Origin of the sequence: Chelatococcus asaccharovorans, from assembly GCF_003201475.1 — a bacterium.
GTDB classification, from domain to species: domain Bacteria; phylum Pseudomonadota; class Alphaproteobacteria; order Rhizobiales; family Beijerinckiaceae; genus Chelatococcus; species Chelatococcus asaccharovorans.
The window spans coordinates 44,071-66,621 of the sequence record NZ_QJJK01000009.1; the positions used below are offsets into that span (position 1 = coordinate 44,071).

Here is a 22,551-nt window from a genome sequence, read left to right on the forward strand (position 1 = left end):
GCCAGACAGGGGGGCACCGGACAGGGGATCACACATGCAGGAAGCGGTCCTTGACGCTCGGGTCCGACCTGAGGTCCTGGCTCGTGCCGGTCCAGACCACCACGCCCTTCTCGATCACCACGTGACGGTCGGCGAAGCTCGTCAGGGCATCGACATTCTTGTCGACCACCAGGATGGCCTGCTGCTCGTTCTTGAGCTGGCGCAGGCAGGTCCAGATCTCCTCGCGGATCAGGGGTGCAAGGCCCTCGGTGGCCTCGTCGAGCATCAGCAGGCGCGGATTGGTCATCAACGCCCGGCCGATGGCGAGCATCTGCTGCTCGCCGCCCGATAACTGATTGCCGAGATTGCCGCGCCGCTCCTTGAGACGCGGAAAAAGCGCGTAGACATCGGGCAGCGACCAGCGCGGCGCCTTGCTGCGATCGGGGCCGGGCGAGGCGGTTGCGACGAGGTTTTCCTCCACCGTGAGATTGGGAAAGACCTGCCGCCCCTCCGGCACGAGGCCGATGCCCTGGCGCGCGACCCGGTAGGCCGGCTGGCCCGCGAGCGGCCTGTCGTTGAAACTCACCGAGCCGCCCGTGGCGGGCAAAAGGCCGATGATGGTCTTGATCGTCGTCGTCTTGCCCATGCCGTTGCGGCCGAGCAGGGTGACGACCTCGCCGGCGCCGATCTCGAAGGAGATGTCGAACAGCACCTTGGCGGGGCCGTAGGCGGCCTGGAGATCACGCACGCTGAGCATCAGGCCGCCTCCTCGCCCAGATAGGCCGAACGGACCTCCGGATTGTTGCGCACCTCGTCGGCCGATCCCGTGGCGATGATACGGCCGTAGACAAGCACGGAAATGCGATCGGCAAGCTGGAAGACGGCATCCATGTCATGCTCGATCAAGAGGATGCCGAGCGTGCCCTTCAGGCCCTTGAGCGTCGCGATGATCCGCGCCGATTCCTCATGGCTCGTGCCGGCGAGCGGTTCGTCGAGCAAAAGCAGGCGCGGGCGTGTCGCGAGCGCGATGGCAAGCTCGAGCTGCCGCTTCTCGCCATAGGAGAGGAGCCCAGCCGGCACGTCCGCACGCGGCAGCAGGTCGAACTGGTTGAGGATGACGCGCGCGGGGGCGTTCAACGCCTCTTCCCGGCTGGCATTGCGGACAAAGCGGAAGCTCGACCCCGAGCGCCCCTGGACCGCGAGGGCGACGTTTTCCAGCACGGAGAAGTCCGGCAGGATGGACGTGATCTGGAAGGAGCGGGCGAGCCCTTCCGCCGCGCGCTCCGCCATGGTCAGCGGTGTGATGTCCTCGCCCGCGAAGAGGATGCGTCCCGAATCGGGCTGGGCGAGGCCGGAGATCTGATGGATCAGCGTGGTCTTGCCGGCGCCGTTCGGGCCGATGATGGCATGGAGCTCGGTTGCGCCGACGGTGAGGGAGACGTCGTCCGTGACCTTCAAGGCCCCATAGTTCTTCGCGAGGTGGTCGAGGACAAGAAGGGGGCCGGTCATGCGCGCGGTCATGGGCGCGCTTCTGGTCTCGTTCACGGCCGCGTCCTTTCGATGAGGGGCGTGATGCCGCCACGGATATAGAGCACGCAGAGGATCAGCAGCGGGCCGAAGATGATGTGCCAATGCTCTGTGAAGCCTGCGAGCACCTCCTCCGCCAGGAGAAAGACGATGGCGCCGAGGATGGCGCCGTGCAGGGAGCCCATGCCGCCGAGCACGACCATGAAGATGAGATCGCCGGAGCGCTGCCAGCTCATGGTGGCGGGGCTCACGAATTCGCTGGTATTGGCGAGGAGCACGCCGGCGAGCGCCGCGATCATGCCCGCGATGATGTACAGCACGAGCTGGTAGCGATAGGGCGAGAAGCCGATGGCTTGCATGCGCACGGGGTTCTGCCGGGCGCCACGCAGCACCCGCCCGAAGCGGGAGGCAACGAGCATCCGGCAGGCGAGATAGACCAAGCCGAGGGTGACAAAGGCCACGTAATAGAGCGCGCGGTCACTGTCGAGCAGGTCATAGCCGAGGAACAGGCTGCGGCTCGGCAGGGTCATGCCGTCGTCGCCGCCATAGGCCGCGAGCGACGTCGCGAGGAAGAACAGCATCTGGCCGAAAGCCAGCGTGATCATGATGAAATAGACGCCGCGCGTCCGCAGCGAGATCGCGCCGGTGATCGCCGCGAAAATGGCCGAGGCCGCCAGCGCCGCAGCCGTCTGCAGGGCAATGCCGTTGATGCCATGGCTGGCGAGGATGCCGACCGCATAGGCGCCGATGCCGATGAAGGCGGCCTGGCCGAAGCTGACGAGGCCGGCATAGCCGATGAGAAGATCGAGCGAGAGCGCTGCAAGGCCCAGCACCATCACACGAGTCAGGAGCGACAGGATGAAGCTCTCCGTGCCGAACTGCGCGATCCAGGGGGCGATGGCGAGGCCGGCGAAGACGACGATGGGGACCATGATCCGCCGCAGGCTCGCAGGCGCGGCAGCCGGCACGGATTGCTCAACCGGGCGGGCGGCATCCGTCATCGTGGATCACCTGACAGCGAATCGCTTGGCATGGGGAAGCCTTTCACGCGCGTCACTTTCAACGTTTGGCCGGGAAGAGGCCGGCGGGTCGGATGCAGAGCGTCACGGCCATCAGGACGTAGATCAGCATCGGCGCGATCGCCCGGCCGGTCTGGCTGGCGGTGGACGGGTCAAGAATGGCGCTCAACAGCATCGGCGCCATGAAACGGCCGAGCGTATCGACGACACCGATGAGAAGCGCCGCCAGGAAGGCACCGCGCACGGAGCCGATGCCGCCGATGACGATGACGACGAAGGCAAGGATCAGCACGTTGTCGCCCATGCCCGGCTCGACCGAGAGGATCGGCGTGACCATTGCCCCCGCAAAGCCCGCGAGCATTGCGCCGAAGCCGAAGACGAAGGTGAACAGCAGGCGGATGTTGACGCCGAGGGCCGCCACCATCGGTGCATTCGAGGCGCCGGCGCGCACCAGCATGCCGACCTTGGTGCGGTTGACGAGGATATAGAGGAGGAGCCCGACGGCGAGGCCGGCCACGATGATGGCGATGCGGTAGATGGGGTAGCGCAGGCCGCCGATCAGCGGGATGGACCCGGACAGGATCTCCGGCACGGGCACGCTCAGCGGCGCCGCGCCCCAGAGGATCTTCACCGCCTCGTTCAGCGTGATGATCACGCCGAAGGTCGCGAGCACCTGGTCGAGATGGTCGCGTTCATAGAGCTTGCGGAAGATCAGGACCTCGAGGAACAGGCCGAAGGCGAGCGCCGTGGGCAGTGCGAGCAGAAGCCCGAACAGGAAGTTGCCCGTCAGCGCCGTGAACATGGCGGCGAGATAGGCACCGACCATGTATTGCACGCCATGGGCGAGGTTGATGAAGTCCATCACGCCGAAGACGAGCGTCAGGCCCGCGGCGATGAGGAAGAGAATGAGCCCGAACTGCAGGCCATTCAGCATCTGGACGAGGAAAAGGCTCAGCGGCATCGGGTACTCATGGTCGGCAGTAATGAATGGCAACCGCTTCCGGTCATCCCGGGATATGGCGAGACTGCGGGCCCGGGATCCAGGTCTCCAGCTAGAGCGAATCCGGCTTGCACGACATCCGATGCAACAATCCAAGCCGATCAATTTGCTCTTCGATAAATCTGCTCTTCGATTCTTGCGTCGAGCAAATTCCCGACAGAAGGGTTGCCCTTGGGACAGATAGAAATCCCGGGGACAGATAGAAATCCGGAGCCACCCTTTTTGTCTCGGGTCGTCAAGTCAGCTGCGACGCGTCGATCCCTCCCCTTCAGGGGAGGGTGGCGCCGCAGGCGTCGGGTGGGGTCGACATGCTGCCGACCTCGCCCAAAAAACGCCAACCAGTTTGGCCACGGAGCAGCACCCTGGCCTCGCTGCCCCCACCCGACCTCGTTGACGCGAGGCCACCCTCCCCTTCAGGGGAGGGATCAGTGGCGGCGGTTCCCCGATCCATTGGATATGCTGGAGGCAAGTCCTGCATCAGCGGTGTCCATCGATTCCGGGCCGGCCTGAGGCCGCCCGGAACGTCCCGTTCCGGCAAGGCCGCGCTCAGTTGGTCAGCGCGCATTCCTTTGCATAGGGGTCGGCATAGTTCGTGAAGACCTTCTCCACGATTTCCGTCTGGAACTTGCCGTCAGGCCGCTTGGCGACCTTCGTCAGGTAGAAGTCCTGGACCGGATAGCCGTTGTTGCTGAACTTGAAGTTGCCGCGCAGCGACTTGAAATCAGCTTTCAGGAGCGCGGCGCGTAGCGCCTCCTTGTTGGAGAGATCGCCCTTCGTGGCCTTGACCGCGCTGTCGATGAGCTTGGCCGCATCATAGGCCTGGAAGGCATAACTGCCCGGGACCGAGTTATACGCCTTCTCATAGGCCGCGACGAAGGCCTTGTTCTGCGGGGTGTCGAGGTTGGGCGCCCAGTTGGAGCCCGCGAACATGCCGACAGCCGCATCCTTCTGGGCCGGGAGGGTCGATTCATCGACCGTGAAGGCGGAGAGCACCGGAATCTTGAGGCCGGCCTGCTGGTACTGCTTCACCAGGTTCACGCCCATGCCGCCGGGCATGAAGGTGTAGATGGCGTCCGGCTGCAACGCGGCGATATTCGCGAGTTCCGACTGGAAGTCGAGGGTGTTGAGCGGGACATAGGATTCCGCCACGATTTCACCCTTGAAATCGCGCTTGAAGCCGGCGATGGCGTCCTTGCCGGCCTGGTAGTTCGGCGCCAGCAGATAGACCTTTTTGTAGCCGCGGTCCTGCGCCACCTTGCCCGAGATCTGGTGAACCTGATCGTTCTGGTAGGACGTGACGAAGAAATACGGGTTGCAGCTCTTGCCAGCGAGCACTGATGGGCCAGCATTCGGGCTGATCAGGAAGGTCTTCGCATCCGTGACAGGCTTCGAAATAGCCATCAGAACGTTGGAAAAGATCGGTCCGACGACGAAATCGACCTGATCACGCTCGAGCATGCCCTTGACGCGGGTGACGGCGACATCGGGCTTCAGTTCGTCATCGACGACGATGACTTCCGCCGGCAGGCCGCCGAGTTTGCCGCCGAGCTCCTTGACGGCGAGCTCGAATCCGTCACGGGCCTGCTGTCCAAGAACAGCGGAAGGCCCTGAGAGCGAAACGATAACGCCGACCTTGACCTTGTCCGCCGCGACGGCGGCCTGGGTGAAGGCCAGGCCAGCGAAGAGCGTCGCCAACGCCGCTGCGCCCGAACCAAGGCGAATTACGCGATCCTTCATCTTCACATCTCCCCGAATTCTGTTCCCCTGGGTGGTGCGCTGCCTTGGCGCTCACTTTGCCGTGGAGAGTTCATCATCTCTCCGAACGGATCATTCGTCGAGCAATGCTTTGGAACGAATGCCGCATGAAAGCCCTTGCCAGACGATAGTTCAAGATTAAAATAAATTGTGTGGTGGCCGCAAGGGCCTTGTGATCCGCCCGCCGAGATTGCTCGGCGATGGCGCATAAGCCTTTTGTAGGACGGCCTTTTCGGGTTGTCGGCCTTTGACTGGATGGAGCGTGCGGACCCGAAACCAGGGGAGGGGCCGCACACGAGGGAGATGACGATGGCACACACGGCGCATGTGGACACCTTTGCGCGTGACAACCTGCCGGCGCGCGATTTGTGGCCGGAGATGATCTTCAACAGGCCTGAATTTCAATATCCCGAGCGCCTGAACTGTTGCGTGGAGTTTCTCGACCGCTGGATTGCGGAAGGGCATGGTGATGCCCCTTGCATGTTCGGTCTCAATGAGGCGCTCACCTATCGCGAGCTTTATGAGCGGGTGAATCGCATCTGCAACGTATTAGTCAATGATTTGGGGCTCGTGCCCGGTGGGCGCGTTCTTCTGCGCTCCGCCAACAATACCATGATGGTCGCCACCTATCTCGCGGTTCTGAAAGCCGGCGGCGTCGTCGTGGCGACCATGCCGCTCCTGCGCGCCAAGGAACTCGTCTATCCCATCGACAAGGCGAAGATCGCGCTGGCGCTCTGCGACCACACGCTCGCCGACGAGATGGAAAAGGCCGCCGGCCAGACGCAGGAACTGAAGCGCGTCGTCTACTGGGGCTCCGGCAAGGACAATTCGCTCGAGAGCCTGATCGCCAAGGCCAGCCCGGAATTCACGGCCGCGGATACGGCCGCCGACGACGTCTGCCTGATCGCCTTCACCTCGGGCACGACGGGCGTGCCGAAGGGCACCATGCATTTCCACCGCGACATGCTGGCCATCTGCGACGGCTTCTCGCGCAACGTGCTGCGCCCTGAACAGAGTGACCGTTTCATCGGTTCGGCGCCCCTCGGCTTCACCTTCGGCCTCGGCGGCATCGTGCTGTTCCCCATGCGCATCGGCGCCTCGTTCGTGGTGCTGGAAAAGGCGGGGCCGGACGATCTCCTGCCGGCGATCGAAAAATTCAAGGTGACGATCTGCTTCACGGCGCCGACGGCCTATCGCGCCATGATCCCGAAGCTCGGTCAGTTCGACATATCGAGCCTGCGCAAATGCGTCTCGGCGGGCGAAGCCTTGCCGAAAAGCACCTTCGACGCCTGGCTCGCAGCCACCGGTATCAAGCTCATCGACGGCATCGGCGGCACCGAGATGCTGCATATCTTCATCAGCGCCCGTGAGGAGGAGATCCGTCCGGGCTCCACCGGCAAGCCGGTCCCGGGCTTCGAGGCGAAGGTGGTGGATGAAGAGGGCGAGGAGGTGCCACCCGGTACGCCGGGACGGCTCGCGGTGCGCGGCCCGACGGGATGCCGCTATCTCGCCGACGAGCGCCAGCTCAAATTCGTCCAGAACGGCTGGAACATGACCGGCGACACCTATGTCATGGATGAGGACGGCTATTTCTGGTATCAGGCGCGCTCCGACGACATGATTGTGTCCTCGGGCTACAATATCGCCGGGCCGGAGGTGGAAGCGGGGCTCCTCACCCATAAGGCTGTGGTCGAATGCGGGGTCGTGGGCGCGCCCTGCGAGCAGCGCGGGCGCATCGTCAAGGCTTATGTCGTGCTGCGCGAGGGTTATCCGCGCGATGCCGACATGGTCAAGCTCCTGCAGGACCACGTCAAAGCCGAGATCGCGCCCTACAAATACCCGCGCGAGATCGTCTTTGTCGACGAACTGCCCAAGACCTCGAGCGGCAAGCTGCAACGTTATGCATTGCGCGTGCGGGCCGAGGAAGAGGCGTTCACCGGCAAGGGAACAGCCTGATCCGGGGGGCAACTTGACATTCAGCGTCTCTGGTTGGCGGCGGGAAACGCTGTGTCATCCCGGAAACGGGCGAAGCCGTTGTCCGGGATCCATGCACACCGTCGGTCATTCATGGAAGCGCGCCAGTGTTCATGGTTCCCGGGCTCGAGCTTGCGCTCGCCCCGGGATGACCGGCGCGGGTTATCCTGGAAAGCCGGCTCAGCGGTGGAGCGTGGGCCACTTCATGAAACGGGGCAGGGCATGACGGCAGGCATTGGCGTGCAAGATCGCGATTGGTACGAGCGCGAATACAATCCGCGTGTCGCGGTCCCCGAATTGCCGGACATCCTTGCCGCGTGGGTTGAGCGATCCAAGGCGACGCACGCGCGGCATCCGCCGCTGGCCGATATCGCCTATGGGCCGCATCCGCGCGAGGTGTTCGACCTCTTCCGCGCACCGCAGGCGCGGGGAACCGTGGTCTTCATCCACGGCGGCTACTGGCGTGCCCTGTCGAAATTCGAGACGAGCTGGGTGGCCGATGCCTTCCTCGATCAGGGCCTGTCGGTCGCGCTCCTGAATTATCCGCTTTGCCCGGACGTCACCCTCGCTCATATCCGCGAATCGGCCCTCGCAGCTTTCACCAAGCTCCACAGGGATGTGCTGAACGATGACGAGCGCCGCAGCGTCGTCGTCACCGGCCACTCCGCCGGCGGCTATCTCGCCGCGCTCCATCTCATGACGGACTGGACGGCACGGGGACTGCCTGAGAAGCCTATCGCCGGCATCGTCTCCATTTCCGGCGTGTTCGAGCTTCTGCCGCTCCTTCACACCTCCATGAATGAGGCGCTCAGGCTCGATGCGGCAGAGGCGGAGCGTCTCACGTTGCTCGGGCAGCCATGGGTGACGCCGGCGAAGGCCGCCTTCGCGGTCGGCGGGCTGGAGCCGGACGCGTTCCACCGCCAGTCGCGCGAGATGGCCGCCGGCTGGGCGGATCTCGCACCGCGCGGCTTTCCGGTGCCGGACACCAACCATTTCACCGTCCTCGAGGGTCTGGCCGTGCCGGGAAGCGCGCTCAATGCGGCTGTTATCGAGATGGTGGGCGAATAGGTTTGCGGGCGGTGTAAGACTTGCCAGGATCCCTCGGCGCTGCCGATAGTCGGTAGCGTCCCCTCTCCACCCAACACGGCTGCTGCCGTGTTGGGCTCTCCGACAATGCCAAGTTGGCAACAGCCAACTTGGCTTGGGAGAGGGACAGGGTGAGGGTTTACGATACGCGAAACGCGCGCGTGTCGTCCCCGGCGCACTGCGGAGCCACGCGGGAAGGGGATCTCTTGGATCAGACGCGGGGCTGGGTTCCCTTCCCTCGGGCCTGCGGCCCTCGCCGGGAATGACACCCCGGGTTTGCCCCTCACCCCAACCCTCTCCCCACCGGGGAGAGGGGGCTCCGGCGCCATTCCCTGACACGACCGGTTGTCGTTGGCGTCCCCTCTCCACCCAACACGGGCGTTGCCGTGTTGGGCTCTCCGACAATGCCAAGTTGGCAACAGCCAACTTGGCTTGGGAGAGGGACAGGGTGAGGGTTTGCGATACGTGCAACGCGCGCGTGTCATCCCCGGCGCGCTGCGCGGCAGCGCGGGAAGGGGATCTATTGAATCAGACGTGAGGCTGGGTTCCCTTCCCTCGGGCCTGCGGCCCTCGCCGGGAATGACACCCCGGGTGTGCCCCAACCCTCTCCCCGCCGGGGAGAGGGGGCCTGTCGCGCCCGACCTTAAGCCGCCTTGCCCTTCTCGGCGGCGAAGCCGGCACGCTGGGCATAGCCGCGGACGATGGCTTCCCGCTCGGCGTAGCTCAGCACCGCCTCGATGTCGGTAAATCCATCGGGCGCCAGCTTTTCCACCGCATCGATCACGCCTTCCGGCCCGCCCTTGCGGTTGGAATGGACGATCTCGGCCGTTTTCGGCAGGCGTTCGGCGTCATAGGCCGCGAGCGCCTGCATCGGATGCTCGGCGCGCACCAGCGCATCGCCCAGCGCGCGCGCATCGAGGATCGCCTGGGAGGCGCCGTTCGAGCCCACCGGATACATGGGATGGGCGGCGTCGCCGAGCAGGGTGACGCGGCCGTGCGACCAGCGCGGCAAGGGGTTGCGGTCGCTCAAGGGATATTCCCAGAAGGTCTCGGTCGCGCGCATCAGGGCGTGGACGTCGACCTGCGGGATGGTGATGCCGGCCGTGTTGGGCGCCAGGTCTTCCCAACGGCCCGGACGCGACCAGTTCTCGCGGGCCGGCAGGCTGGAACCGTCGCCGAGCTTGCCGATGACCGCCCAGTTGGTGAAGACCGTATCCGGGGTCGCGCCTTCGGCGATGGGATAGACGACCATTTTGGATTCCAGGCCGCCGGCGATGATCATGTCGCGGCCAGTGAGGAAGCGCGGCCAGTCCCGTGCCCCACGCCACAGCACGAGGCCGTTCCAGACGGGCCCGCCCTCGTCGGGGAACAAGGTGCGGCGCACGACGGAATGGATGCCGTCCGCGCCGATCAGGATCTCGCCGCGCGCGGTCTCCACGGGATTGCCGGCCTGGTCGGTGAAATGGGCGGTGACGCCGCCCTCGTCCTGCCTGAAGGAGGCGAGCCGCCGTCCCGTATGCACCTTGTCGGCGCCGAGCCGCTCGATGACCGCGTCCAGGATCACCGATTGCAGTCGCCCGCGGTGGATCGAGAATTGCGGCACGTCGTGCCCGGCATCGAGCCCGCGCGGCTCGCGCCATACCTCCTGGCCCTGCCGATTGAGGTAGAAGAGCTCGTAAGTGCGGATGGCGACCGCGTCGAGACGGTCGAGAAGGCCGAGCGCCGCCAACTCGCGGATGGCATGGGGCAGAACATTGATGCCGACACCGAGCTCCTGGATGCTCGCTGCCTGCTCGTAGATTTCACAGTCAAGGCCGCGGGCCTGCAACGTCAAGGCCGTGGTCAGCCCACCGATACCCCCGCCAACGATGATGGCCTTCATGGCTCATTTCCCTCGTGCTCTGGATCGACATTGTCGGCACGGCGACCTCTGCGCGCACCGATGTTTTAAGTTTAAAACAATAGCACGCAACGCGGGAGGAGAGGATAAAAAAATCGCGCCCGATCGGAAATCGGACGCGATGGCCACGGCTCACGCTGTGCTGTCGTCGGATGGGAGGGGGCCTCACACCAACCCTCACCCCGCCGGGAAGGGGGGGAGCCCGGGGACCGGCCGGAGATGCGAGGCCGGTCGCCTCAGGGCATCACGGCTTCGATCAGGAAAGGACCACGCTGCCTGAGCGCGCCGTCGAGGACCTTGGCGAGCTCGTCCGCGGTGGTGACGCGCGCGCCCTCGACACCCATGCCCCTGGCGAGGCTCACCCAATCGAGCGCCGGGTCGTCGAAGGCGAGCATGCGTTCGGCATTACGGCCGAATTCCTTGACCCCGACATTGCGCATCTCGCCTTGCAGGATGGCGTAGGCGCGGTTCGAAAAGATGATCGAGATGACGTCGAGCCGCTCGCGCGCCTGCGTCCACAAGGCCTGCAGGGTGTACATGCCGCTGCCGTCGGCCTGCAGCCCGATGACCTTGCGGTCCGGGCAGGCGACGGCCGCGCCTGTGGCCAGAGGCAGGCCGACGCCGATGGCGCCGCCGGTCAGTGCCAGCATGTCGTGGGGGGCGGCCAGATGCGCGTAGTTATGGAAGGTGCCCGACGTGACGGCCTCGTCGCAGAGGATGGCGTTCTCCGGAACACGCTGCATGACGACGCGTGCGATCGCGTCGGCCGTCAGCGGGCCGGATGGCACGGTGCCGGTGAGCGCATCGGCATCGGGGGCGGGGCGGAGCTGGACCTTGCGCAGGGCGCCGACCTCATCGGCGAGCCATTCCAGCGCGGCCGCAAGGTCCTGTCCCGGCTCGGCGAGCGTGATGAGCTCGCAGTCGTTGCGCACGACGCGGCCCGGCTTGCCGGGATAAGCGAAGAAGGCGACCGGCACCGTGGCGCCGACCATGATCATCACATCGACGTCCCTGAGCGCCTCCACGGCGACATCGACCGCATAGGGCACCCGCGCGAAGGACGCGCGGCCGCGGCCACGCTCGGCACGCGCATTCGACGTCGATGACATCACGCGTGCGTTTGTCGTCTGGGCGATCGCATCGGCCACGCTGAGCGGCTCCGCCCGCAGCGCGTGATCGCCGAGGAGCAGGGCGGCGCGCTTGCCGGAGCGCAATGCAGTTGCCGCGGCCTGCACCGCCCGTGCGTCGATCGCAGGCAGCTTCGGGCGTTCGACGCGCCGGATGGTTCTGGGCGTCACCTCGCCCCAGGCCATATCGCCGGGCAGGATCAGCGTGGCCACGCCCGGCAGCGAGACGGCGGCGCGCCAGGCGGCGGCCGCATCCTCGTCGATCGTCTCCGCGTTGATGATCCGGCGCACCCAGTTGGACATGGGTTTGGCCAGGCTCTCGATATCGCTGGTCAGCGGCGCGTCATGTTGCAGGTGATAGCTCGCATGGTCGCCGACGACATTGATCATCGGCGTCCGCGCCCGGCGCGCGTTGTGCATGTTGGCGAGGCTGTTGGCGAGGCCCGGCCCGGTATGCAGGAGCGTCGCCGCCGGCTTGTCCGCCATGCGCGCATATCCATCGGCCGCCGCCGTCACGACGCCTTCGAACAGGCCCAGCACACAGCGCATGCGCGGCTTGGCGTCGAGCGCCGCGACGAAATGCATCTCGGACGTGCCGGGATTGGCGAAGCAGACGTCGACGTCGTGGGCCAGCAGGGTATCGCAGAGAAGATCGGCACCGTTCATCAGTTCTGGCTCTCGGTCACGAGTTCGGTGAGGGCTGCCTCCAGAATGGCGAGACCTTCCCTTACCTGTGCCACGGGCGTCGTGAGCGGTGCAAGCAAGCGCACGACATTGGCATCCGGCCCGCAGCTGAGGAGAATGAGGCCCTTGTCCTGCGCACGGGCGATCAGCGCGGACGTCAGCGCCGCGTCCGGGGCGCGGGTCGCGCGGTCCTTCACCAGCTCGAAGGCCGTCATGGCGCCGAGGCCGCGCACGTCGCCGATACAGGCGAATTCGTTGCGCTTGGCCATGGCGGTCAGGTGGTCGCGCATGATCTCGCCGATCTCGACCGCGCGGCCGGTGAGGTTTTCCGCCTCGACCACGTCGAGCACGGCATGGGCGGCGGCCACGCCGATCGGGCTGCCGCCATAGGTGCCGCCGAGGCCACCGGGCGCTGCCGCGTCCATGATCTCCGCGCGACCGGTGACCGCCGACAGCGGGAAGCCGCCGGCGAGCCCCTTGGCCATGGTCACGATGTCGGCGGCGACGCCGGCATGCTCCGCGGCGAAGAGCTTGCCCGTGCGGGCGATGCCGGTCTGGATCTCGTCGATGATCATCAGGATGCCGTGCTCGTCGCAGACCTTGCGGACCTCGCGCAGGAAATCGAAGGGCGCGACATAGAAGCCGCCTTCGCCCTGCACAGGCTCGACGATGATCGCTGCCACGCGCGCGGGGTCGACATCCGTCAGGAAGAGGCTCTTCAGCCCGGCGATCGCCTCAGCCGTGTCGACGCCGTGGTAGGTCTTGGGGAAGGGCGCGTGGAAGACGTCGGCCGGGAAGGGGCCGAAGCCCTTCTTATAGGGCACGACCTTGCCGGTCAGCGCCATGCCGAGCAGGGTACGGCCATGGAAGGCGCCGCCAAAGGCGATGACGGCCGGGCGACCGGTGGCGTTGCGGGCGATCTTGACGGCGTTCTCGACGGCCTCGGCGCCGGTCGTGACGAGCATGGTCTTCTTGGCGAAATCACCCGGCGTCAGCGCGTTGAGGCGCTCGGCGAGGCTGACGTAGCTCTCATAGGGCGCCACATGGAAGCAGGTGTGGGTGAAGCTCTGCACCTGCTCGGTGACGGCGGCAATGACCTTGGGATGGCAGTGGCCGGTGTTGACCACGGCGATGCCGGCGGCGAAGTCGATGTAGCGCTTGCCGTCGACATCCCAGAGTTCAGCATTCTGAGCGCGCGCCACATAGATCGACTTGGTGGCCACGCCGCGCGCTACGGCGCTCTTCTGCCGGTCCGCCAACTGCGCTGTTGCATTCATCGCCATCGTCTCCCAGAAAAAATGCCACCCGCGTCCTGCGCGAAAGTCGGCCAAACGATCCCGGCTGGACGATAGTCTTGCGCAGAATTTTAAGCAATATGGATAAAATAGTCCGCAACTGGTCGGAGCTGGATGGATGGAATTCGACGTCGGCGCGCGGCTGCGCGAATTGAGGATGGCCGCAGGTATGTCGCAACGCGATCTGGCCGACCGCGCAGGGGTGACGCATGGGCTGATCTCGATGATCGAGCGCAACCGCAACAGCCCGTCGGTCGCCTCGCTGCGCAAGATCCTGGGGGGCATTCCGACGACCATGTCCGAATTCTTCGACGAGGAGCAGGCCGGGCGTGATCGGATTTTCTTTGCGGCGGGCGAGCTCACGGATCTGACCTCACGGATCGTCCCGCGCGGGCGCGGCGCGGCCGGACGCATGGCTTTCCGGCAGGTGGGCGATGCCCGCGCGCATGACCTGCAGATCCTGCACGAGCGCTATGAAGCCGGCGCCGACACCGGCCCGACCATGCTCGAGCATGCCTCGCACGAGGGCGGCGTCGTCATCTCCGGCGAGATCGAAGTAACAGTCGGTGACCAGGTCAGGCGGCTCAAGGCGGGTGAGGCCTATCTGTTCGACAGCCGCATCCCGCATCGCTTCCGCAATGTCGGCCAGGAGCCCTGCGAAGTCGTGAGCGCGTGCACCCCGCCGTACCTCTGAGGCGGGCTGCGCCGGCTGGCGGGCGTGGTCAAAATATTGAGCGGGTTGACCGCAGGGGGGGCGGCGGGCCGTGCCGCGTTGACGCAAAAAGGCTTGCCCTCGCATCCCTCTTGCGATCCTTTTTCGGCGAAATCCTTGGCGACGCAGAAGTAGCGCCGGATAGCGGCAGTGGAGGACAGGGTGGACGACAAGGCGATCTTGCGGGTGTTGTTCGATGCTGCGCTTGCGGCGGCTTACCCCGATGGACAATTCGCCGGTCGGCTTCCCGAGCCTCCCAAGGGGCGCACCATCGTCATCGGCGCCGGCAAGGGCGCTGCGCGGATGGCGGCCGCCTTTGAGGCGGAATGGCCGGGCCCCTGCGAGGGGCTGGTCGTTACGCGCTATGGGCATGGCATGGCGACGCGATCGATCGAGGTGGTCGAGGCGGCCCATCCGGTGCCGGATGCGGCGGGGATGGCAGCCGCAGCCCGGATCCTGGCGCTTGCCCAATCGGCCGGCCCGGACGATCTCGTGGTCTGCCTGATGTCAGGCGGCGCATCGGCGCTGCTGACCCTGCCGGCCGAGGGGATAACGCTTGCCGACAAACAGGCCATCAACAAGGCGCTGTTGAAATCCGGCGCGCCGATCGGCGCCATGAACCAAGTGCGCAAGGCACTCTCCGCCATCAAGGGCGGGCGCTTGGCGGCGGCCGCCGCGCCGGCGCGCCTCGTGACCTATCTCATCTCCGACGTGCCGGGCGACGAACCCCGCAGCATCGGCTCCGGCCCGACGGTGCCGGAGGCCTCCGATGCGGAGGCTGCGCTCGCCATCCTGAAGCGCTACGCGATCGCGGTGCCCGCAGCCGTCGAGGCGGCCATCCGCGCCAATGTGATCAAGGACGTGCCGACGCCGGCGCCGATGCATATGCTGGCGACGCCTTATAGGGCACTGGAGGCCGCGGCAGCGAAGGCGAGAGAATTTGGTTTGACGCCGCTTATCCTGGGGGATGCGCTGGAGGGAGAGGCGCGCGAGGTGGCGATGGTGCTCGCCGGCATCGCCCGCTCGGTCGCCGAACATGACGAGCCGGCGAAGCGCCCCTGCGTCCTGCTCTCGGGGGGAGAAACGACGGTGACCGTGCGCGGCAAGGGGCGCGGCGGACGGAATGCCGAGTTCCTGCTCGCCTTCGCGCTGGCCTCCCAGGCGGTGCCGGGTGTCTCCGCGATTGCCTGCGACACGGATGGTATCGACGGCTCGGAGGACAATGCCGGCGCCATCGTCGACGCCGATCTGATCGCAGAGGCTGAGGCGCAGGGCATCGACCTCGCGGCGCATCTCGCCAACAACGATGCCTATTCCGCCTTCGCGGCCCTCGACAGGCTCGTCGTGACCGGGCCGACCCTGACGAATGTCAACGATTTCCGCGCCATCCTGGTGCGTTGAGCCGGGTATCAACAGGAACTCGCGAGAAGCGATCGACGATTGATCGATTGCGCACCGGGCGGCGCGATGACATAAGCGAAGCTGCGGAGCGTAAGCAGGTTCACCGATGATCGATTGGTTGATGAAGAGGCCGGCATCGTCGGTGCTCGGCGGCTGTCTCGTCTTGTTCCTGCTCTATGAGCTGTCGGTCGTCTTCTTCGCCTATACTGGCGATGCCTATGTCACGAGCGACACCGTGACCCTGGCGGCGGAAATCGAGGGGCCGATCGCCACGCTCGACGTTCGGGACAACCAGGTGGTCGCCAAGGGCGCCCCGTTGTTCACGATCGATCCGACGCCGTACCGGCTCGCGGTGGACGAAAGCGCGGCCGCACTGGCCAATGCCGAGGCGACGCTTGCCCTCTCGCGGGACCGCCTGACGGCATCCCAGGCGGACCTCGCCTCGGCCCAGGCGAGCGAGACGGCGGCGCGCGAGACCTATAATCGGGTCAGCAGCCTTGCGCGTTCCGACTTTGCCTCCGGTCAGGCCATCGATGACACGACGCGCGATCTTGCGACCGCGGCGGCGCGCGCGGCGGCCGCCGCTGCCGACGTGGACGTGGCCCGGCAGACGATCGCCGTGAATGCGGCGAGCGTCCAGCAGGCGCAGGCGACCCTCAATCGCGCCCGCTACGAGCTCGGCAAGACGGCCGTGGTCGCGCCGGATGCCGGCCGCGTCGCACCCTTCACGGCGCGGGTCGGCGATTATCTCCAGGTCGGCAACCAGGTGCTCACCCTGGTCACCGACAACAGGCGCAGGGTCGTGGCGAACCTGTCGGAGCGGCATCTGGCGCGGCTGCGGCCCGGCCAGCGGGTGTGGCTGACGCTCGGCTCCCAGCCCTGGGTCGTCCACGCCGGCCGCGTGACGAGTATCGCGCCCGGCGTGGCGCGCTCGCCGACGGCGCCCCTTACCCTGCCTTATGTCGATCCGACGACCGACTGGGTGCGCCTGCCCCGTCGCTTTCCTGTCGACATCGCGCTCGACACATGGCCCGCGGATCTCGGCTTCTATCTCGGGGCCGACGCGCGCGTTCTCGTCGTCTTCTGAGGAAGCGGGGCGGATGGACGCGATCACCCGCCAAAGCCTCGTGACCGCCGCGGCCTGCCTGATCGCGACCCTTGCCGCCATCGCAGCCGGCCTGGAACAGCCCTTCTGGGCGACCATCACGGCCTTCATCGTTTCCAACATCGACACATCGGCCCTGGTGACGAAGGCCGTGCTCAGGCTTGTCGGAACCGCCATCGGCTGCGTCATCGGCTATTTCGCCGCCGTCGCGATGGAGGGACTGCCCTTCGCGCAGGCGGCTGTGTTGTTCCTTGCGTCTTCGATCGGCACCTATGGCCGCTTCCGCAGCCGTTTCAGCTATGCCTGGATACTCGGCGCGGCGAGCGTGATGCTGCTCGTCACTAGCAGCATGAGCGATCCGACCGACCTCTATGTCTTTGCCTGGACACGCTTCTACGAAATTTCCATCGGCGTTGCGGTCGCGACCGTGCTGGCCTGGGGCTTTTCGGCCAGCGGCCCCATCAGCCTGCAGCCGGCGCCGGTGGCCGTCGCCCGTGAGGCCGCACTGGAACAGGCCGTGTCCGCCGGCATCGCGGCGGTCGTCATTGCCCTTCTTTGGAACTGGTTCGATCTGCCGAGCCTGCCGCAGGTCATCGTGACGAGCCTCGTGGTGGTGAGCCAGGATCTGGGGGCCTCGCGCCTGCGCGGCACGCAGCGCATGATGGGCTGCATTCTCGGCGGCTGCCTCGGCCTCATCGTCATCCTGATCGATGCGACAGATTTCCTGTGGTGGGCGGCCGCGCTCGTCTCAGGCATCTTCCTGGCGTCGCGCCTGCATCTCAGCCCGCACAGGCACGCCTATGTCGGCACGCAGATCGGCATCGCCTTCATGATTACGCTGGTGACGGGTGCAGGCCCGCCCGACAGCATCCTGGCACCGGTCAATCGGCTCTCCGGGATGGTCGCCGGTGTGGCCGTCATGCTGACCGTGATGTGGATGATGCGCGGCAAGCTGCAGGGTGAGGCACCCGCCTGACCTCCTATGCGCAATTTGCATAACACTTCGGCGCGTGTTCCGTCACAATTACCATACAAGGATCTATAGCCTGTTCACGCGCAGCGTCGCCGCGGGTTATGGGCACTATCGGGGAAACGCCATGGAATTTCGCAATCTCGGCCGTTCGGGCCTGCGTGTCTCAGTCGTCGGTCTTGGCTGCAACAATTTCGGCGGCCGGCTCGATGTGGAGGCGACGCGCAGCGTCGTCCACAAGGCGATCGACGCGGGCATCACCCTGTTCGACACGGCTGACATCTACGGCAACCGGGGCGGGTCCGAGAGCCAGCTCGGCGAAGTCCTCGGTCCGCGCCGCAAGGACATCGTGCTCGCCACGAAATTCGGCATGGCGATGGATGACGTCGACGTCCTCAAGGGCGGCTCGCGCCGCTACATCATGGCTGCCGTCGAGGCGAGCCTGAAGCGCCTGAAGACGGACTGGATCGACCTCTACCAGCTGCACCGCCCCGATCCGCTGACGCCGATCGAGGAGACGCTGCGCGCCCTCGACGATCTCATCCGTGCCGGCAAGGTGCGCTATATCGGCTGCTCCAACCTGCCGGGCTGGCAGGTGGTCGAGGCGCATTTCACGGCGCGCGAGCTCGGTATCAACGGCTTCGCCTCCGTCCAGGACGAATACAGCCTCGTCGAGCGCGGCATCGAGCGGGAGCTTGTTCCGGCCGCGTCCCGCTATGGCTTCGGGCTGCTGCCGTTCTTTCCGCTGGCGAGCGGCCTTCTCACCGGCAAGTACAAGCGTGGCGAGGCCGCGCCCGCCGGCACCCGCTTCGCCGAGCAGCGCTATGCCGATCGCTACTTCAACGACCGCAACTGGGACATCGTCGAGGGCTTGCGCGGCTTCGCCGAGGCGCGCGGCCACAGCCTGCTCGAACTCGCCTTCAGCTGGCTGGCCGCGCGGCCGCTCGTCGCGAGCGTGATCGCCGGCGCCACCAAGCCGGAGCAGGTGGAGGCCAATATCAAGGCGGCATCCTGGCAGCTGACGGCCGAGGATCTCGCTGAGATCGATCGCATCACCGGCGTACCAGCCTGAGCGGGAGCCGAACGCCGTCCATGTCCTCGTCCAGTTGGAGCATTTTGCGGGAGAGGGATTTTTCGCTCTTTCTCACCGGCCGGTTCTGTGCCTCGGTCGCCCAGCAGATCACCGATATCGCGGTCGGCTGGCTGGTCTATGACCTGACGGGGAGTGCGCTGGCGCTCGGGCTCGTGGGCCTGGCCGCCTTCCTCCCGGTCATCAGCCTCGTCCTGGTCACCGGTCATGTGGCGGATCGGGTCGACCGGCGCCTCATCATGATGGGGTGCTTCACGCTCAATACCCTGATCTGCATAGGGCTTGCACTCTTCGCCATCTGGCACCCGCCCGACGTGTGGCCGCTCTACGCGCTCGTCGTGCTGATGGGCGTGGCGCGTGCCTTCTACCAGCCGGCGAGCCAGGCCTTCGTGCCGAACCTGGTACCGCGCTCGCTGTTCGGCCAGGCGATCGCCTGGAGTTCCTCGGTCACACAGGTCGCCGTCATCGCCGGGCCGGCGATCGGCGGCCTTCTGTATATCGCGGGCGCCTATGTCGCCTTCGGGGGCGCGGCCTTGCTGTTCCTGGTGGCCGCAGTCGCGGTCACGCTGATCCGCCTGCGGGCGGAGAAGGTTCCCCGGCCGAAGATCGACTGGCCGACGCTGATCGCCGGGCTCACCTTCATTCGCGGCAAGCCGGTGCTGTTCGGCGCCATCTCCCTCGACCTGTTCGGCGTGCTGCTCGGCGGGGCGACCGCGCTTCTGCCCATCTATGCCAGCGATATCCTGCATATCGGGCCGGCTGGCCTCGGGCTCCTGCGCAGCGCGCCGGCTGTGGGCGCCGCAATGATGGGGCTCTATCTCGCGCAGCACCCCATCGCGCGCCATGCGGGCAAGCGCATGTTCGGGGCCGTCATCCTGTTCGGGCTTGCGACCATCGTCTTCGGCCTGTCGACCAACTTTTTCCTGTCGCTGGCAGCGCTGGTCGTCCTCGGCGTGGCGGACATGGTCAGCGTGTTCGTCCGCCAGACGCTCGTCCAGGCCGAGACGCCCGATACCATGCGCGGCCGGGTCGCGGCGGTGAACACGGTCTTCATCGGCGCCTCCAACCAGCTCGGCGAGTTCGAGTCCGGGACGCTGGCGGCCTTCATCGGCGCCGCGCCGGCGGTCGCGCTGGGCGGGGTCGGCACCATCGCCATCGCATTGCTGTGGACGCGGCTGTTTCCGGCGCTCCTCCACCGCGACAAGCTCGTCGAGTAAGCTTCGCGCGTTGACTTTTGGGCGGGGACGGCGTCTAGCTGCCTTAGGCGACGGTCCTCGTCAGAGGTCAAAAGGGAATGCCGGTGCGGGCTTGACGCCCAAGGCCGGAGCTGCCCCCGCAACTGTGAGCGGTTGAGGCGCGAACCATCAAAGCCACTGGATCTGCTGCCATGTCGGCGGCGACGATCTGGGAAGGCGGTTCGCTTCGATGATCCGCGAGCCAGGAGACCTGCCTTCGCCATGGAAGCCAAAGAACTGCCGGCGGGGCAGGGAAGGAGGTCGTGGTGTCGAATGTTGCTGTTGCGGGCCTGGGGTCGCGCGCTGAGGTCGTGAAGATCGCCCTCGTCGCCTTTGCGATGGGCGTGGTGCTGGTGTTCGTGACGGGCTTTGCCCATCCCGAGGCGGTCCACAACGCTGCCCATGATACGCGCCATGCGCTGAGCTTTCCCTGCCACTGACTGCGGCATGTTCAATCGCGTGCTGGCCGTTGCCCTGGTGGCCGGCCTTGTTGCGGGACTTGCGATCGCGGTCCTGCAGCATTTCACGACGACTCCGCTGATCCTGGCTGGCGAACAATACGAAAAGCCTGAAGGCGAAGCCGCGCTCGGTGGCATGGCCGCCGGCCTGTTCGGCGCCCATGGGGTGCTGGCGCGCGGCGATGTGGTGACTCATAACGTCGTCAAGGCGCATAGCCATGGCGGAGCCGCGGCCGACGCGGGCGCCGCCCATGAGCATGGCGAGGGCTGGAGCCCCGCGGATGGCCTGGAGCGCACCGCGTTCACCGCGCTCGCCACCATCGTCACGGCGATCGGTTTTGCGTTGATGCTGCTGGCCGTCCTTCTCGTGGCAGGCGAGCCCATCGATATCAGGCATGCGCTCGCCTTCGCGGCCGCGGCCTTCGTGGCGACGGGCCTTGCGCCGGCCCTGGGGCTTGCCCCCGAGCTGCCGGGCAGTGCCGCAGGGCCGCTCGTCGCACGCCAGGTCTGGTGGGTATCCACCGCCGTCGCGACGGCCGCAGCCCTGTGGCTTCTCATCCGCACGCCGGCGGTCTGGGCGAAGATCCTCGGTTTCGTGCTGCTTCTGGCACCGCATGTGGTCGGTGCGCCGCACCCGGAGGCCTATGCGAGCGGCGCGCCTGCCGAGCTTGCGGGCCATTTCGCCGCCGCCTCGCTGGTCGTGCATGCGGCCTTGTGGGCAGCGGTGGCGGTGGCTGTCGGGTTCTTCTGGCCTCGCCTCGCCCGACGCGCGGCATGAATGCCCCCGCAACGATTGTGCCGACGACGGTGATGGTCTGCGTCACCTGCCGACGGCGGCAGGGCGGCGCAACGGAAGGGCCCTATGACGAGCCGGGGCGCGAGCTTGTGCAGACGCTGGCCGACCGGCTGGCCGGCGATGCCGACGTCACCGTCACCCCGGTGGAGTGCCTCTCCGTCTGCCGCAGGCCCTGTACGGTGGCTTTCGCCGCCCCCGGCAAATGGACCTATGTCGTCGGCGATCTCGACGCCGACGTCCATCTCGACGATCTCGTCACCGCTGCCCGCGGCTATACGCTGGCCAAGGACGGCATCATTCCCTGGCGTGAGCGCCCGCTACCGATCCGCAAGGGGGTCGTCGCGCGCGTTCCGCCGCTCGCTTTCACAGCATTGGACAAGACCTCATGACGTCAACCGTCACAGCCACGGCCAAGGTTCCCTGCACCATCGTCACCGGCTTTCTCGGCGCCGGCAAGACGAGCCTCCTGCGCCACGTGCTCACCAATGCCGAAGGGCGCAGGCTTGCCGTCATCGTCAACGAGTTCGGCGATGTCGGCATCGACGGCGAGATCCTGAAGGGCTGCGGCGTCGCGGCTTGCCCGGAGGACAATATCGTCGAGCTCGCCAACGGCTGCCTGTGCTGCACCGTCGCCGACGATTTCATCCCGGCGCTGGAGGGGCTGCTCGCCAAGGCCGAGCCGCCGGAGCACATCCTCATCGAGACCTCCGGCCTTGCTCTGCCGAAGCCATTGGTCAAGGCCTTCAACTGGCCGGCCATCGCCTCGCGCGTGACTGTGGATGGGGTCATCACCGTGGTCGATGGCGCGGCGACCGCCGCCGGGCGCTTTGCCGACGATCTCGAGGCACTCGCCCGCCAGCGCGCCGCCGATCCGTCGCTCGAGCACGACAACCCCCTTGAGGAGGTGTTCGAGGACCAGCTGCTCTCCGCCGATCTCGTGATCCTCAACAAGGCCGACCTTCTCACGGGCGATGACGAGGCGCGCGTGCGCGCCGAGATCGCGCACACGGTGCCGCGCGCCGTGAAGGTCGTCACCACCCGCGAGGGCGTGGTCGATCCCACCGTGCTGCTTGGCCTCGGCGCGGCGGCGGAAAGCGACCTCGACGCGCGACCCTCCCATCACGACGCGGAAGGGGAGCACGATCACGACGACTTCGATACGTTCGTCGTCGAAATCTCCGAGCAGGGGGATGCGGAGGCAGTGATCGCGCGGCTCAAGGCAGCGGCCGAAGCCCATGACATCCTGCGCATCAAGGGCTTTCTCGCGGTTGCCGGCAAGCCGCTCCGGCTTCTCGTGCAGGGCGTCGGCGCCCGCTTCCAGCAGCAGTTCGAGCGTCCCTTCCGGCCGGGCGAGACGCGCGGCGGACGGCTCGTCGTCATCGGCCAGAAGGGCTTCGACCGCGATGCCGTGACGGCTGCCATCCTCGGCTGAGGGGAG

The 22,551-nt window shown here is 66.4% G+C and carries 20 protein-coding genes and 1 riboswitch; of the genes, 12 read left to right on the forward strand and 8 right to left on the reverse strand.

What is annotated here, in order from left to right:
- Window positions 1-28: 28 nt before the first annotated feature.
- The 5 genes from C7450_RS21025 to C7450_RS21045 form a co-directional block, all read right to left on the reverse strand.
- Window positions 29-736 carry an ABC transporter ATP-binding protein gene (locus tag C7450_RS21025; protein ID WP_110376433.1) on the reverse strand — a complete coding sequence of 236 codons (708 nt, stop codon included), beginning with the start codon at window positions 734-736 and terminating at the stop codon, window positions 29-31.
- Window positions 736-1,488: an ABC transporter ATP-binding protein gene (locus tag C7450_RS21030; protein ID WP_110376642.1), complete on the reverse strand. Its 753-nt coding sequence runs from the start codon at window positions 1,486-1,488 to the stop codon at window positions 736-738. The genes C7450_RS21025 and C7450_RS21030 overlap by 1 nt, the downstream gene beginning before the upstream one ends.
- A 32-nt stretch (window positions 1,489-1,520) precedes the next feature.
- Complete coding sequence (locus C7450_RS21035; protein ID WP_110376434.1) at window positions 1,521-2,507, reverse strand: branched-chain amino acid ABC transporter permease; 987 nt, start codon at window positions 2,505-2,507, stop codon at window positions 1,521-1,523.
- Window positions 2,508-2,565: 58 nt separating this feature from the next.
- The gene (locus C7450_RS21040; RefSeq protein WP_210206498.1) at window positions 2,566-3,480 is read right to left on the reverse strand and encodes a branched-chain amino acid ABC transporter permease; all 915 of its coding nucleotides are present in this window, start codon (window positions 3,478-3,480) and stop codon (window positions 2,566-2,568) included.
- Window positions 3,481-4,071: 591 nt separating this feature from the next.
- Entirely contained in the window at window positions 4,072-5,262 is a 1,191-nt protein-coding gene (locus tag C7450_RS21045) for an ABC transporter substrate-binding protein (RefSeq protein ID WP_110376436.1), read from the reverse strand.
- Between the two features lie 327 nt (window positions 5,263-5,589).
- Between C7450_RS21045 and C7450_RS21050 the strand changes: the two genes are divergently transcribed.
- On the forward strand, window positions 5,590-7,236 hold the full coding sequence (locus C7450_RS21050) for a benzoate-CoA ligase family protein (RefSeq protein ID WP_110376643.1): 1,647 nt from the start codon (window positions 5,590-5,592) through the stop codon (window positions 7,234-7,236).
- Window positions 7,237-7,476: 240 nt separating this feature from the next.
- A complete protein-coding gene (locus tag C7450_RS21055; RefSeq protein ID WP_170147352.1) occupies window positions 7,477-8,322 on the forward strand; it encodes an alpha/beta hydrolase in 846 nt (281 codons plus the stop codon).
- A 661-nt stretch (window positions 8,323-8,983) separates the two neighbouring features.
- On the opposite strand, the gene C7450_RS21060 is transcribed toward C7450_RS21055, so the two are convergent.
- The 3 genes from C7450_RS21060 to gabT form a co-directional block, all read right to left on the reverse strand.
- Window positions 8,984-10,222, reverse strand: a complete 1,239-nt coding sequence (locus tag C7450_RS21060; RefSeq protein ID WP_110376438.1) for a flavin-dependent oxidoreductase — start codon at window positions 10,220-10,222, stop codon at window positions 8,984-8,986.
- Between the two features lie 254 nt (window positions 10,223-10,476).
- Window positions 10,477-12,033: an acetolactate synthase large subunit gene (locus C7450_RS21065; protein ID WP_110376439.1), complete on the reverse strand. Its 1,557-nt coding sequence runs from the start codon at window positions 12,031-12,033 to the stop codon at window positions 10,477-10,479.
- Window positions 12,033-13,328, reverse strand: coding sequence for a 4-aminobutyrate--2-oxoglutarate transaminase (gene gabT / locus C7450_RS21070; protein WP_110376644.1), 1,296 nt, complete (start codon window positions 13,326-13,328; stop codon window positions 12,033-12,035). The genes C7450_RS21065 and gabT overlap by 1 nt, the downstream gene beginning before the upstream one ends.
- Before the next feature lie 136 nt (window positions 13,329-13,464).
- Between gabT and C7450_RS21075 the strand changes: the two genes are divergently transcribed.
- The 10 genes from C7450_RS21075 to cobW all read left to right on the forward strand — a co-directional run bounded on the left by C7450_RS21075 (window position 13,465) and on the right by cobW (window position 22,545).
- Complete coding sequence (locus tag C7450_RS21075) at window positions 13,465-14,040, forward strand: cupin domain-containing protein (RefSeq protein ID WP_110376440.1); 576 nt, start codon at window positions 13,465-13,467, stop codon at window positions 14,038-14,040.
- Between the two features lie 180 nt (window positions 14,041-14,220).
- Window positions 14,221-15,459: a glycerate kinase type-2 family protein gene (locus C7450_RS21080; protein WP_110376645.1), complete on the forward strand. Its 1,239-nt coding sequence runs from the start codon at window positions 14,221-14,223 to the stop codon at window positions 15,457-15,459.
- A gap of 106 nt (window positions 15,460-15,565) precedes the next feature.
- Window positions 15,566-16,546 carry an HlyD family secretion protein gene (locus tag C7450_RS21085; RefSeq protein WP_110376441.1) on the forward strand — a complete coding sequence of 327 codons (981 nt, stop codon included), beginning with the start codon at window positions 15,566-15,568 and terminating at the stop codon, window positions 16,544-16,546.
- 13 nt (window positions 16,547-16,559) lie between these two features.
- Window positions 16,560-17,540: an FUSC family protein gene (locus C7450_RS21090; RefSeq protein WP_110376442.1), complete on the forward strand. Its 981-nt coding sequence runs from the start codon at window positions 16,560-16,562 to the stop codon at window positions 17,538-17,540.
- Window positions 17,541-17,661: 121 nt separating this feature from the next.
- Window positions 17,662-18,606 carry an aldo/keto reductase gene (locus C7450_RS21095; RefSeq protein WP_110376443.1) on the forward strand — a complete coding sequence of 315 codons (945 nt, stop codon included), beginning with the start codon at window positions 17,662-17,664 and terminating at the stop codon, window positions 18,604-18,606.
- A gap of 20 nt (window positions 18,607-18,626) precedes the next feature.
- Window positions 18,627-19,841 carry an MFS transporter gene (locus C7450_RS21100; protein ID WP_110376444.1) on the forward strand — a complete coding sequence of 405 codons (1,215 nt, stop codon included), beginning with the start codon at window positions 18,627-18,629 and terminating at the stop codon, window positions 19,839-19,841.
- A gap of 34 nt (window positions 19,842-19,875) precedes the next feature.
- Window positions 19,876-20,092: riboswitch (cobalamin riboswitch) on the forward strand.
- 33 nt (window positions 20,093-20,125) lie between these two features.
- On the forward strand, window positions 20,126-20,299 hold the full coding sequence (locus tag C7450_RS21105; RefSeq protein ID WP_110376646.1) for a CbtB domain-containing protein: 174 nt from the start codon (window positions 20,126-20,128) through the stop codon (window positions 20,297-20,299).
- Between the two features lie 7 nt (window positions 20,300-20,306).
- Window positions 20,307-21,095: a CbtA family protein gene (locus C7450_RS21110; RefSeq protein WP_110376445.1), complete on the forward strand. Its 789-nt coding sequence runs from the start codon at window positions 20,307-20,309 to the stop codon at window positions 21,093-21,095.
- Window positions 21,092-21,502 carry a DUF1636 family protein gene (locus C7450_RS21115; protein ID WP_110376446.1) on the forward strand — a complete coding sequence of 137 codons (411 nt, stop codon included), beginning with the start codon at window positions 21,092-21,094 and terminating at the stop codon, window positions 21,500-21,502. The genes C7450_RS21110 and C7450_RS21115 overlap by 4 nt, the downstream gene beginning before the upstream one ends.
- Entirely contained in the window at window positions 21,499-22,545 is a 1,047-nt protein-coding gene (gene cobW, locus C7450_RS21120; protein ID WP_110376447.1) for a cobalamin biosynthesis protein CobW, read from the forward strand. The genes C7450_RS21115 and cobW overlap by 4 nt, the downstream gene beginning before the upstream one ends.
- Window positions 22,546-22,551: the final 6 nt, after the last annotated feature.